This is a genomic window from Bacillus sp. MN7755 (assembly GCF_054771475.1).
Window position 1 is genome coordinate 12,888 of the sequence record NZ_BTRL01000002.1, and the last position, 15,167, is coordinate 28,054.

Annotated in this window: 5 protein-coding genes and 1 pseudogene; 2 read left to right on the forward strand and 4 right to left on the reverse strand. The window is 33.3% G+C overall.

The features are described 5' to 3' along the window. Positions 1–508 precede the first annotated feature (508 nt). The 3 genes from nheC to nheA form a co-directional block, all read right to left on the reverse strand. A complete protein-coding gene (gene nheC / locus ACYVEC_RS02305) occupies positions 509–1,603 on the reverse strand; it encodes a non-hemolytic enterotoxin subunit C (protein ID WP_097815949.1) in 1,095 nt (364 codons plus the stop codon). A gap of 273 nt (positions 1,604–1,876) precedes the next feature. After that, the gene (gene nheB, locus ACYVEC_RS02310; protein WP_002114693.1) at positions 1,877–3,007 is read right to left on the reverse strand and encodes a non-hemolytic enterotoxin subunit B; all 1,131 of its coding nucleotides are present in this window, start codon (positions 3,005–3,007) and stop codon (positions 1,877–1,879) included. 54 nt (positions 3,008–3,061) lie between these two features. Beyond that, a complete protein-coding gene (gene nheA, locus ACYVEC_RS02315; RefSeq protein ID WP_275719637.1) occupies positions 3,062–4,222 on the reverse strand; it encodes a non-hemolytic enterotoxin subunit A in 1,161 nt (386 codons plus the stop codon). Positions 4,223–4,867: 645 nt separating this feature from the next. On the opposite strand from nheA, the pseudogene ACYVEC_RS02320 reads away from it, so the two are divergent. Both ACYVEC_RS02320 and ACYVEC_RS02325 read left to right on the forward strand, forming a co-directional pair. Next, positions 4,868–5,233, forward strand: a pseudogene (locus ACYVEC_RS02320) (DDE-type integrase/transposase/recombinase); the annotation flags it as partial. Positions 5,234–6,215: 982 nt separating this feature from the next. Then, entirely contained in the window at positions 6,216–8,651 is a 2,436-nt protein-coding gene (locus ACYVEC_RS02325; RefSeq protein WP_460505528.1) for a PAS domain S-box protein, read from the forward strand. A 186-nt stretch (positions 8,652–8,837) separates the two neighbouring features. On the opposite strand, the gene ACYVEC_RS02330 is transcribed toward ACYVEC_RS02325, so the two are convergent. Next, positions 8,838–14,528 carry a Cna B-type domain-containing protein gene (locus ACYVEC_RS02330; protein WP_460505530.1) on the reverse strand — a complete coding sequence of 1,897 codons (5,691 nt, stop codon included), beginning with the start codon at positions 14,526–14,528 and terminating at the stop codon, positions 8,838–8,840. Positions 14,529–15,167: the final 639 nt, after the last annotated feature.

Below are 15,167 nucleotides of genomic sequence, written 5' to 3' on the forward strand. Positions count from 1 at the left end.
AAAAACCTTTATTGTATATTGGGGAGTTACTTGACGTTTCGCCTTTTTCGAATCTGAATAACACTAAGAAAAAATAACCCATAATTTCTATAATTAAATAAACAATATATTTTGGGGAAGATGTATTTTGAAAAAGACATTACTTATTGAAACATTATGTTTATCATTAGTGATTGTTTCTTTTTTAATACTCATATGGAAAGATTAAATCCACCTCTTCAGTTTCTTCTTTAGAATTCGTTACGACTTCGTTATGTTCAAAAGACATACTCATTAGTATTGCAAATACTAATAAATTTCCTAAAAGAATTTTCCGTATGGCCTTCTCTCCTCACATTTCTTTCTTTTAAATATAGCAAGGGGGAATACTGGGGTTCAGTCGAGATACGTGTAAAACTAGGTCATAGTGATACATTATTTCCCAAGAGACTTTTTTTGAGTGTATTATGTAACATTCAGGAGCAATCCGGTGCCATTTGTTTAATTCGCTCTTCTGGTGGGTCTACTTTTATAATCTGTTTCCTTGTACAATCTTAGCACCTTCATATAATTTATCCGCATAATTTTTAAGGTCTTGCCAATTATCCTTCGCTGTATCCAGATCTGCTCTTATAATCTCATCAAACAGGTCTAGACTAATGTTGTCAACACTGTCAATCAATGATTTATATTTTTTCTCCACTGTCCCCCACTGAGTCTTTATATTTTCAAGAGCAGTAACAGCTGTACCAACTGTTGCAGCCATATGTTCCGTTTTATTTTTGGCATCAGTCAAAATAACTACTTCTGCCTCTGCTCCAGAAATTCTGGACTTTAATTGTTCTATTTCTTGTTGTGCAGATGCGATATTCTTGTCAGCAGTGACAATCAATGGTATACCAATCGGAGGCATAAATACAGATAAAGCTATATAGCCACCACGTTTATCATAGTTTTCTTTAATTGTATTATTACAATTCTCAATTCGTTGTTGTAGAAGCGGAATACCAGCGTTCGTACTTTCTAGAATATTCTCCAATTGATTGAAATCTTCTTTGAAATTTCTTGTATTTTCTGCTATTTCACCTTGAAAATTTTTCAATTTTTCTAACAGTACATCTAATTTTTGACTATTGTACAAAATACTATTGTACAAATTTTCTAGTTCATATTTTAATTTCTCTGTATCTTTTTGCTCTATAGCAGTTAGTAAAAGCTTATAACTTGCTTGAAACGTATCATTATAACTTACAATATTCTGATGCGTGTACATAATACGAGTTTTAAAATACATGAACCAAAAGTCGGCATTCTCTATTGCATCCCGTTGATGCTTAATCATGTTTGCTTGTAAATCACCATTTATAGAACTTATTTTACTTAAATCTGTCAGCTGTTGATTACTGATTGTATTGGCATATGAATCCATTGTAAGGATATTTGCCACCATTTTTCCCATTACTTCTTTAAATTCACCAGGACCAAGGGAATAGTTCTTCAAACTTTCTTGCTGTTGGGACACAGTTTGTTCTGCTGCCAAAGTATGAAGTGGAATTACATTACTCACTGCCATTCCCGTAATGATTGTTGACAAAATAATTTTCTTATATAAATTCTTATTCATCTTTTTCACCTACTTTTTCACATGTATCACATATTTTATTAAATTCATAAGCTTCTATTCTTTACTTCAAATGAATTACGATTATTGCAAATAAAACAACATATTAAAATAGAGATTCTCTTACTTTCTTATTCTATAATCTTTATTAAGTTTCATAACTATATAGGAAGTCTCCTGCTCAAACTTGAACAGGAGACTCACATTATGTGTTCTTCAAAAGGGAAAATCAGTATATTATATTTTTCATTACTTCGGCAATTTCTTGATGTAATATTATTTGTTCAAGAACGAAATCTCACTACTTTGAATATTTTCAGCATACTTTCTAATCTGCTCCCAATGATCCTTCGCTGTATCCAGATCTGCTGTTATATCCATAGCAAGGAATTCTGGGTCAACAGCTTTAGCACTCTTAATCAATGCGTCATATTTTGTTCCCATTCCATCCCACGCAGTCTTTATATTTTCAAGAGAAACAATAGCTTTATCAATTGTATCTGTTAAATTTTTAATATCACTTTGCACTATCGTTAACCTAGCTGACTGTAGTTGCGCCATTGAAATATTTTGTGTTAGCGTTATAATTTCTTCTTGTGCCTTGATTATCTGCTGCTGCGATGAAACTACTCCGTATATCCCGCCTCCTAATATAGGTGCACCTAAGGGAGCAAAAGGTGAAAGAACTAAATATGCACCAGCAGCAGTTGCAACCGACGATGCAATATAAATTTTGTTATTCTCATCGATTAATGCTTTATTTGTTTCGATTTGTTTCTGAAACAGTGGAATTCCAGCTTCTTGACCAGTTAAAATATTTACGATTTCTTCAGCATTCCCTTTTAAATTTTGTGTATCTTTTTCTAATTTGCCTCGAAAGCTTTTTAAATCCTCCACTAATTTGGTCACTTGATCTTTATTCTGTGAAATTTCACCATTCAACTTTGTAAGCAAAGCTGTTAGTTTGACTGGATCATTTTTATATTGTAATAAATAACGAGAATAATTTTGGAATTTTGTATCATAACTGATAATATTTTGATTCGTCGTAACTATCCCTGATTTCAAATTATTTAACCAGTATGTTGCATTTTCTCTAGTAAGATTTTGGTTGGCTTTAATGGCTGTTTTTAAATTATCGCCAACTGAAGGTAAACCATCCAAATTAATATCTGCTTGTTTAAGAATAGTTAAAGCATACAGGTCCATTACCAACATATTGGATTTAGTGTCCTTCATCGCATTATCAAGCCCTGTTGGTCCAAGGTAATAACTAGGGTATTTAAGGTCTTGATTTGCATAAATAGGTGCAGGTGCCTCTGCCGAGGCATATGATGGCATAATGCCACCCGCTACGATTGTTGCTATTAATGTAGATAAAGCCATTACTTTATAAGGTTTTTTCATCACATTTTTCTCTCCTTACATTATTAAGAATTATTGTTCTGAATTCTACAAATTTCATCCTGTTACTTTTATTTTTGTAACACTCTCTTGATATTCCGTTGTTTGTTTTTTCAATTCATCCGTAAACTGTTTAAGCTCTTTTAATCGTGCTTGTAATGAATTAGAATCTATTTTCACATCAGTATTAAGACTTGTCCCCGTTTCAATCATTATGTTATTAAAGGTGTCCCAACTACTTACTAGATTGTCAAAACTCTGAGTTTGCTTTTTAACTGTTCTTGTAAAGTTATTTAATTGCTGCTCAATAAGTGTCATTTGAGTTGCTTGCACTTCAATATTCGATAAATTTTGTACCAATTGAATTAGTTTCTGTTGCTTTTGAGCAATAGCTTTATTCAGTTCTGTTACTTTATCATTTTTGAGTTGTCCATATTGGTTATAAATCGCTTCCAAATTAGACACGTCTACAGTTTTATCCTTAACTCCGTCTTTCAAAATATTAATAACCGACTTTGTAATATTTAAAGAACCGTCTAGATTTTCTTTTGGTAGAGCTAGAAGTTTTTCAAAATCTTCTTGAATGCCTGCATTAAGTTGTCCCATTTCCGTTCTTAATTTTTCAATGTCTCCGTCTGAACCCTTATAAGATTCAAACGCTCTGCTAACTTTACTAGAAAAATTATTACTATCTTCAGCCAATTCGTTTTTAGAATTGTTTAAGTCTTCTGAAGTTATTTTCATATTATACTGAATTTTTTGCACGTCACCTTGAAGTAAGTTAAAAATACGTACAAATAATGCTTTTGCTTCCGGATCTTCATTCATTTTTCCAGCTAGTTCAACTAATTTATTGTAATAATTTGTAAACCTTATTCCGAAACTCTGTATGTCTTGATTTACAACGGATAATTTGTGGTTATTTATATCCAGGCAGTCTCGAACATGGTTTCTTACAGTGCCTTGATCAGTAGTTATTCCATATATAGTACTTACATCAAGATCTGGTTGCTGTAATATGATTAGCCCATATCCTTGAATTAATGGCGTCTGTGATCCTAAATTCGTAATCGAATTTGATAACCTATCCATAGCGGGTCCAAGTATACTACTTGGTTGTAAATAAGTTGTATTACTTTCTGCAAAAGTATTTACAGGTGAGAAGCAACTTGTAGATACTGCTGTAACTAATAACCCTGCGACTAACGCTTTTTTCATGGTGATCCCTCCCATTTATTGGTGTCTTTTGATAAAATAATTGGACTAAATTTTAATTAACTTGAAATCTAACATTATAACTATTAATCTATATAGATTATTTTAAAGATGATTTTTTAGGAATATAAATATAGATTGTAAACATTTGTACATAATGCCCTACTATAAACTTAATCCCTAAGTCATTACATAAAAGGCATATACGAAAATAATCCTGATTTTATATGTCTTAAAATGTAACTAACATCTTGTGCCCTTATTAAAACATCAAATTTTCAGTGCGTATATAGTAAAATTTTGTAGATTTTTGTATAATTTTGTCCTTTTCTGCTTTATTATCTTAATTATTTAATATGTGTACAAATTAAAATACTATACTTCTAAAATTGCTATGCAACTTCACTTCTATAATTAAAATAATTATAATTTAATAATACTGATAAAAAGGTACCTAATTTAATTTAACTAGGTGAATTTTCATTTCTAAAAAATTATTATAGTATAATTCTTCAACACTCTTCACTTGTTTCTCCCTTTATATGGATATGCAAAATTACATATCCATATAGAGGTATATTAACTATTGTATATAGTCATAAGTAATAAGTTTCCAAATAACTATTATGCACTACCGGTACATCAATATTAAGTTTCCATAACTTGTTGGAAACGTTAAAGTAACGGAACTTTTCCATTACTCCTATAACAATTATGCGTTGGATTCATCAGTCTTGGACAAAAAAATCCGACATGATCTAAAACAACTAAATGCCCCCTAGAGAGTCAATGAAACATATATCAAATTAAAAAATCAATGGATGTACCTGTATTTTGTTGCTGATTTAGAAAAAATACAATTGATTTTTATCTTAGTAAATCAAGATATAAACAAGTAATTTTTCGTACATTTCTAAATCTCACATGATAACAGTCGATAAGAATCTAGCTTATCCTATAGCAATTGAACAGTTGAAAAAAGAAAAAAGCATACCTGTCAGTATGCAACTTAGGTAACAAAAATAAATAAAACTATTGTTTTATTAAGTAAAGCGTACGCCCTATAATGGGATTCAAATCACTTAAAGTGGGTTGCTTCTGCTCCCTCTGGTGATATTCCAAGTCCTTCATAATTTGAGTTTCCTTTTAATTTAAATATCTTCCAAAACACTTTCGTAAATGTTGCAAAATCCATTCAAAACATTTTAATAAGAAACTTTTCAAATATTAACGTAAAAGATTTATTTAGCAGTTGATTAAATGTCGAATTTATCAGAATTTTGTATTTTTTTGTTGTTTTATCTTGTTATTGATGTTAAACTTATACTTACAAAGAAAGAGATTAAATAGGAAACTTCGCTTTATAAATTTTCTGATTTTTCAGTCTTTGCCTATTTTACTCCACTCCGTTAGATTGGCATGTTTGTGTATTCCTTCCCTACTCTTTCTTTGTTGTACCCTTCATAAGAAAACAATTTGTTCCTATCCAAGTTGTTTTCTTTTTTTTATACTTAGTTTATTATTTTTATTAATACAGAAAATATTTCGGACCAATCACCACTTAACATTCTAGTTCGATGTTTGAAGTGGGAGATTGTTAGGTACTGAAAACTTATTGGTTTCTAGTTCATTAGGCTATTCCCGTAGTTCCTACAGCCAGGAGACGACTGTCCCCCATCTTTTAAGCAATTACTATTTCTTATCACCTATTTAAATAGATACAAAACTTATACACTTTATTTACTAACATGGGTTGTACATTGCTTTCTTGTATGATGCCCTCATTATATTTCCTTACCAGCATTCATTTCCTATCTAAAATTAATGTTTCTTACATTTAATATTTTAGTGAAGGATCTATTGTTGGAGAAAGATAAAAAAGAACTGAATTTTTATCAATACTCATTTCCCTTTTCCAAATAACAAGTCTAATCACCGTATAATTCATAGAATTTTCTTGCTTTTTTTCGATATATTTACTAAGGGGGAATATGGCATGCTTTTTACAGGATTCATCATTAATCTATCTATTTTTGCATTCTTAGTTAGTACATCTATTTTTATTCAAGTATTTATAAGTAAAGTAGATTCTAAATCATTTCGTTTATTTTGTGGCATTTATGCAGGTATCATAGCTGCCATTTTAATGATTTTTAATTTTAAGCACATGGGATTGTTTTACGACCTGCGAGTCGTTCCACTAATTATTTCGTTTATTTATTTTGGTCGTACAGCTGGTTGGATTACGTTAATGTTTATTTTATTTATGCGTATTTTCTACCTTGGTGGTGATTGGGGACCAGCTTTAATAGCATCTTTAGGAATAGCCATTATATATACTATATTTAAAACATATCTCAAAAATATCCATCCTTTTAAAAGCGTTTTTCTTTATCTATCTGCTTATCTAGTTATAATTCATGTTGTATTTGGATTCTTTTTTCCTTCTATACCACTTATACTTCTTAACATCCAAGGTACATTTTTTATATCATGCGGACTCTTAATTGGTATTTTTCTTATGGAGTCGTATCAAAAGTTATATGTTTTAACACAAAATTTAGCCAAAGCGAATGAAACATTATTAGAATCAAAGCGAGAATTAAAGGATACCGTACACCAATTGCAAGGAGGTATTTTTAAATTCAAAAAAGTAGGGGGAAATTTTGTCCATACTCTATGTGATGGACAATTATTTTATCAATACGGGTTTCACTCTCAACAAGTCGTAGGTAACTGTTTATCTAATATAGATGCTTCAATTATTCCATTTCATTTAATTCCTCGACTATTAAAATATTATCAACAGGCATGGGATGGTGAAGAAGTAACTTTTGAACTACCATGGCCAAATGATGAGACTACGATACTTTTCTCTCTTAGACCTGTTAAAAGAGGGGACACAGTGGTTGAGGTAGTTGGTTCTACTGTTGATATAACGAAAAGAATACATGCGGAAAATGAACTGAAGGTTACAAAAGAGCGACTAGAATCATTTATTAACCATAATGTAGATGCTATCACTATATTTGATTTAGATGGACATTTGTTACAAGCGAATAAAGCTTATGAGAGAATATTTGGTTGGTCAGAAAAAGAATCTGTAGGAAAAAAATTACCTTGCGTACCTGAGTTTTTAATAGATCAAACTTTAGAATATATAAACCACATTAAAAATACCAATATGAATGACCCAATTCTTACCCGTTTTGAAACTGTTAGACAAAGAAAAGATAAAACTCTAATTGATGTAAGCCTGACAATTTCGCCTATTTTAGATTTTAGAGGTAATGTAATTGCTTTATCAGGAATTTGTAGAGACATTTCTGAAAGGAAACAAGCAGAAAGAAAACTGCATCAATTACACCAGCAATTAAGTGACAGTGAAATGAAATACCGTGCACTCATCGAACAAGCAACTGATGCAGTATATGTAGTGGAACTGAATGATAATGAATTACCAACTCGCTTTATCGAAGTAAATCCTGTTGCGTGTAAAAGATTTGGATATAGTAGAGAAGAACTTCTTTCGATGTCATTCCCTAGTAACGTTCCGCCAGATTCTCCAATGGTCCAAAGAATCATAGAAAAAATTAGAGAAGGGCAAACATCTTTTACATTACAAGATGAATTTGTTTTTCCTAGAGGAAAAAACCTGACAATTGAATTTTCTGTTCGTGTGTTTAACTTGAATGGCAAAAAAGTTTTCTTAAGCATCTCTCGAGACATCACTGAACGGCTAAAAACAGAGGAATTATTACGAAAATCGGAGAAACTTGCTGTAGTAGGTCAATTATCCACTGCAATTGCTCATGAAATTAAAAATCCTTTAACAGCAATGAAAGGATTCATACAGTTATTGCAATCACTGGGAAATAAGGATACCGAGCATTACATAGATATAGTGTTATCAGAGATTGAACGTATAGATAGTATTACTAACGAATTTATGACATTAGCAAAACCTGAGGCATTAGAAATTAAAACTAATGACCTGAATGTATTAATGAAGCAAGTTGTAATGTTACTTGAACCTCAAGCGACAATGAATTGCATACAAATTAAAACTCAGTTTACATCTGATACTTCATTCATACTTTGTGAATGTAATCAATTAAAGCAAGCTTTTATAAATATCTTAAAAAATGCTATTGAGGCAACTTCAATGGGAGGGGAAATCTTGATTCAAATCGAATATGCACCTGATCAAGATCAAGTAAACATTCGATTTACTGATTATGGGTGTGGAATTGAACAGGAACGTATACCTTACCTAGGAGAACCATTCTATAGTCTCAAAGAAAATGGTATCGGTTTAGGATTAATGATCTGTTATAAAATTATTGAGAAGCACCAAGGAAAGATATTTATTGAAAGTGAAGTAGGAAAAGGAACAACAGTCAATATAGATTTACCTATATCTACTCTCTGAGGGTGGATTAAATGAAAGTAAACACAAAAACACAATTGATTATAAAAACTTAAGAAATCTAAAATTAAGACCCACACATTTTGATCAAACTTTTTTCAAAATGTGTGGGTCTCCTCTATTTATAAAATCAATATTTACAGCAATACTTTGATCAAGCTATAATTCAAACCAACATAACAAGTCTTTTTATCTCATTCGTTGACGAACAAATACGAATCCACCTAAAGCCAATAACAACATTCCAGCAATATATGAAATCATATCCATTGATGTTCCACCTGTTTTAGGAAGCCATACTGATGTCTTAGCATTTTCTTGAGTAGGTGGATTTTTTGAATCTACACTTGGATCTTTTGGATCCGTACTTGGATCTTTTGGATCCGTACTTGGATCTTTTGGATCTTTTGTATTCGTGATGTCATAACCATGTACCTCTGATTTATATCCATTCACTGGTTGTTCTTTCACTTCATACTTATATGCATTTCCTTCGGCATCATATGCTGCTAAGTCTGTAAACGCATATTTCCATTCATCTGCTGCGCTCACTTCTTTTGTTGCGATCACTTTGCCATTTTGTAGTAGATCAATCTTGATCATTTCCGGACGGTCTTTTACATTTCCATCCTTCCATGTCTTCGTTCCTTCTACTTTTGTTTCACCTACTTTTGTATTCGTAATGTCATAACCATGTACCTCTGATTTATATCCATCTACTGGTTGTTCTTTTACTTCATACTTGTATGCATTTCCTTCGGCATCATATGCCGCTAAATCTGTAAACACATACTTCCATTCACTTGCTTTACTTACCTCTTGTGTTGCGATTACTTTGCCATTTTGTAGTAGATCTACTTTGATCATTTCCGGACGATCTTTCGTATTTCCGTCTTTCCATGTCTTCGATCCTTCTACCTTTGTTTTGCCTACTTTTGTATTTGTGATGTCAGTACCACTTACTTTTGATTCATATCCTGGTACTGGTTGTTCTTTTATTTCATACTTGTATGCTTTACCTTCTGCATCGTATGCTTTGAGGTTTTCAAATGTGTACTTCCATTCTGTTGCCGCTGTTACTTCTTTTGTATCTACTACTTTACCGTTTTGTAGTAAGTCTACTTTGATTGTGCTTGGACGATCTGTTGCGTTATCGTCTTTCCATGTTTTCGTTCCTTCTACTTTTGTTCCGCCTACTTTTGTATTTGTGATGTCATAACCGTGTACGTCAGATTGGTATCCCGCTACTGGCTGTTCCTTCACTTCATACTTGTATGCTACTCCATTTGCGTCATATGCTTCTACATCCGCAAATGCATATTTCCAGTTTGTTGCCGCTGTTGCTTCTTTCGTATCTACTACTTTACCGTTTTGTAGTAAGTCTACTTTAATCGAGCTTGGACGATCTGTTGCGTTGTTATCGTTCCACGTTTTTGTTCCTTCTACTGTTAATTTCGCTACTTTTGTATTCGTAATGTCATAACCTTTTACCTCTGGTTTATATCCGGATACCGGCTGTTCTTTTACTTCATACTTGTACGCTACTCCATTCGTATCGTATGCTTGTAGCTTTTCAAACGTATACTTCCATTCTGTTGCCGCTGTTACTTCTTTTGTATCTACTACTTTACCGTTTTGTAGTAAGTCTACTTTGATCATTTCTGGACGATTTGTTGCGTTTCCGTCCTTCCACGTCTTCGTTCCTTCTACTGTTGTTTGTGCCACTTTTGTATTTGTAATGTCATAACCGTTTACTTCTGATTTATATCCATCCACCGGTTGTTCTTTTACTTCATACTTATATGCATTTCCTTCGGCATCATATGCCGCTAAATCTGTAAATGCATATTTCCATTCGCCGGCTGCGCTCACTTCTTTTGTATCAATCACTTTGCCACTTTGTAGTAAGTCTACTTTGACCGCTGTCGGACGGCTTGTCGCATTTCCATCTTTCCACGTCTTCGTTCCTTCTACTGTTGTTTGCGCTACTTTTGTATTTGTAATGTCATAACCATGAACCTCAGATTTATATCCATCTACTGGTTGTTCTTTCACTTCATACTTGTACGCATTTCCTTCGGCATCATATGCCGCTAAGTCTGTAAACGCATATTTCCATTCGCCCGCTGCGCTCACTTCTTTTGTATCAATCACTTTGCCACTTTGCAGTAAGTCTACTTTGACCGCTGTCGGACGGCTTGTCGCATTTCCATCTTTCCACGTCTTCGTTCCTTCTACTGTTGTTTGCGCTACTTTTGTATTTGTAATGTCATAACCATGAACCTCAGATTTATATCCATCTACTGGTTGTTCTTTCACTTCATACTTGTACGCATTTCCTTCGGCATCATATGCCGCTAAGTCTGTAAACGCATATTTCCATTCGCCGGCTGCGCTCACTTCTTTTGTATCAATCACTTTGCCACTTTGTAGTAAGTCCACTTTGATTATTTCTGGACGATTTGTTGCGTTTCCGTCCTTCCACGTCTTCGTTCCTTCTACTATTGTTTGTGCCACTTTTGTATTTGTAATGTCATAACCGTTTACTTCTGATTTATATCCATCCACCGGTTGTTCTTTTACTTCATACTTGTACGCTACTCCATTCGCGTCATATGCTTGTAGCTTTTCAAACGTATACTTCCATTCTGTTGCCGCTGTTACTTCTTTTGTATCTACTACTTTACCGTTTTGTAGTAAGTCTACTTTGATCGTTGTTGGACGGTTTGTCGCGTTTCCGTCTTTCCACGTTTTCGTTCCTTCTACTGTTGTTTGCGCCACTTTTGTATTCGTAATGTCAAAACCGTTTACTTCTGTTTTATATCCATCTACTGGTTGTTCTTTTACTTCATACTTGTACGCATTTCCTTCGGCATCATATGCCGCTAAGTCTGTAAACGCATATTTCCATTCGCCCGCTGCGCTCACTTCTTTTGTATCAATTACTTTACCATTTTGTAGTAGGTCTACTTTAATGGTTGTCGGACGGTTTGTCGCATTTCCGTCTTTCCATGTCTTTGTTCCTTCTACCGTTGTTTGGCCTACTTTTGTATTCGTAATATCATAACCGCTTATCTCTGATTTGTATCCCGCTACTAGGTGTTCTTTCACTTCATATTGATAAGCTACTCCATTCGCATCGTATGCTTCTAAATCTGCAAATATATATTTCCAACCTATTACTGCTAGTACGTCTTGTGTTTTGATCACATTTCCATTTTGTAGTAAGTCTACTTTGATCATTGGCGGACGATCTGATGCATTTCCGTCTTTCCACGTTTTTGTTCCTTCTACTGTCATTTTCGCTACTTTTGTATTTGTAATGTTGTAGCCATTTAATTCTGATTTGTATCCCGCTACCGGTTTTTCTTTTACTGTATACGTATAAGCAACACCATTTGCATCATATTGCGCTAGGTCTACAAATGTATAATTCCAACCGTTCGCTGCTGTTACTTCTTGTGTTTGAATTACGTTTCCATTTTGCAGTAAATCTACTTGGATTGAGCTCGGACGATCTGTTGCATTGTTGTCATTCCATGTTTTCGTTCCTGAAACAGATGTTTTTGCATCTTTTGTATTTGTAATGTCATAACCGTTTACTTCTGTTTTATATCCATCCACCGGTTGTTCTTTTACTTCATACTTATATGCATTTCCTTCGGCATCATATGCTGCTAAGTCTTTGAATCCATATTTCCAGCCTGTTGCTTCACTTACTTCTTGCGTCGCAACTACTTGACCATTTTGTAGTAAGTCTACCTTGATTGTTGTCGGACGATTTGTTGCGTTTCCGTCCTTCCACGTTTTTGTTCCTTCTACCGTTGTTTGGCCTACTTTTGTATTTGTAATGTCATAACCGTTTATTTCTGATTTGTATCCCGCTACTGGTCGTTCTTTTACTGTATACGTATAGGCACTACCATTCACATCATATGATTCTACATTTGTAAATGTATATTTCCAATCATTTGCCGCTGTTACTTCTTGTGTTTGGATTACATTTCCATTTTGTAGTAAATCTACTTGGATTGAGCTTGGACGATCTGTTGCATTTCCGTCTTTCCACTTCTTCGTTCCTTCTACTGTCATTTTCGCTACTTTTGTATTTGTGATGTTGTAGCCATTTACTTCTGATTTGTATCCCGCTACCAGTTGCTCTTTTACTGTATACGTATAAGCAACACCGTTCATATCGTATTGTGCTAAGTCTGCAAATGTATAATTCCAACTATTTGCTGCTGTTACTCCTTTTGTTTGGATTACGTTCCCATTTTGCAATAAGTCTACTTGGATTGAGCTTGGACGATCTGTTGCATTTCCGTCTTTCCATGTTTTCGTTCCTGAAACAGATGTTTTTGCATCTTTTGTATTCGTAATGTTATAGCCATTTACTTCCGATTTGTATCCCGCTACTGGTTGTTCTTTTACTGTATACGTATAAGCATTACCATCATTATCATATGCAGGTAAATCTGCAAACGTATAGTTCCAGCTATTCACTGCTGTTACTTCTTGTGTTTTGATTGAATTTCCATTTTGCAGTAACTCTACTTGAATTGAGCTTGGACGATCTGTTGCATTGTTGTCATTCCATGTTTTCGTTCCTGAAACAGATGTCATTTTTACTTTATTCGGAATAGCAAGCTTTACACCTTTATCAGCATTTGCATCAATGGTAAAAGGTACTTTTACTTGAGGATCAAAATCCAAATAGTTTGGACCTGCAATCTCCTGTACATAGTAATTACCTGGGTCTAAATTTGGAACCTCGACCATACCTTGTTGATCGGTTGTATACTTACTACCAATTTGCTGACCTGACTCCGTATACAAGTTAAATGAAACATTTGGTATAATTTTTGTCTCATCACCGGCAATGTGCTTCACAATTCTTAACGTTCCCTTAGGAGGTAAGTCGCCTTGCGCACCGCCGCCCTGATCTATATTTTTAACACTAACACTATCTGATTTAGATACTTGCTCTTCACCTGTAACCTTGTAGTCTACGGTATAATTATTATAAAATGCTTCTAATTTCTTTCCACTATCAGTTATATTTGCTTTATATTGAAAAACAAAAGTAAGACCATTGGCTTTATCTTTATTGATAATAGCTTTAAATCCATTATCACCAATAAATGTAACCGTTCCATAACCTTGAGCTTGGAATTCTTGTGGTGTCATTGGAGCGGCAAATCCTCCAATACGGAGACTATCTTGATTAAGCGTTTGCCCTTCTTGTAAAGTATCAACCAAAACAATATCACTATCTACATTTTGTTTTGAAGTATTTGCATTTAAAACCCATTGTACTTCATTTGTGTTTTCTGGTTGAATGCTACCCGTTTTGTATGAAAATGGTGAAGATCCGCCACCTCCCCCACCAGTCGGGCCGATAATCGTTACCGTTTTCTTTTCTAATTGTGTACCTAAATTCGTTTCAGTTGTTACCGTTTGTCCTTGTGCAACATCAATTGCTTTAACTTGGAAATAAAAATTCCCTCTAATATTTTTAAGTTTCTCAACTGTATCACTAAATGTACATACAACATTAGTTGTCTTTATTTGACAAGTACCAAAATTAATACCTGCATCATTATTTAATGGAATAGTTCCACTATATCCTTTCAATTCTGAAGGTAATGTTAATGTTAATGTATCTCCAGCTTTCATTTGATTCCCAGATTTATCACTAAACTGTACTGCCATTCTTGTCGTTTCTCCGGAGTTAAGCGTCGTCTTATCGATTGTAAAACTATCAACAAATCCTGTTGTATTTAACTCCTGTGCATTTGCTATTATGGATGTGAAACTCTGACCTATAGTAAATATAAAAAGCATTAGAATCGAAAAAATCGAAGTTACTCTCTTGATCATGTCATTCTCCTATCAGTTATAATTAGATGGCTCTAATATGAATATGCAATGACAATGACTTTATAGGCTGATGGTATTCCATTTCTTTTAATCGTTATACACATAAAACTTGAAAACAAATTTCTATAAATAATTCTCTTGTACTCTATTAAACTTCATTTTTTTAATGTAACATTACTTTCACTAAGTTTAATATTTACAAGTTAAACAATTTTCGATATAATTGTAACTGGCGAAGTTACGTTTTTCATCATTCCTATAAAATCCCGAGATTTTATATCATATCTACCGTCTTATTTTGAGCATACATTTCTGATTAATAATGTTTTTATTTCAACCCTATTAGTTTATTGATATTACTTTTTATTGTTTTTATATTCATAATATCAATATATTCAGTTTTTAAATCGCGTTTTTAAATGATTTATAACATTATTCACCAGAATCTTTTTCCCCCTCCTTTAGGCATTCTTTCATGCTCCCATCCGTAATATAGGGCTTTTTAAATGCCAAAGATAGTTTTTGTAGTTTTTGTAATTGATTTTGTAATTAAAGAAACCAAACGTAAATTAATCCCCCTCTTGAGATAAGATCCTTATTTTATACTCCCTCCTATATACAACAAAATATTGTCCTTAA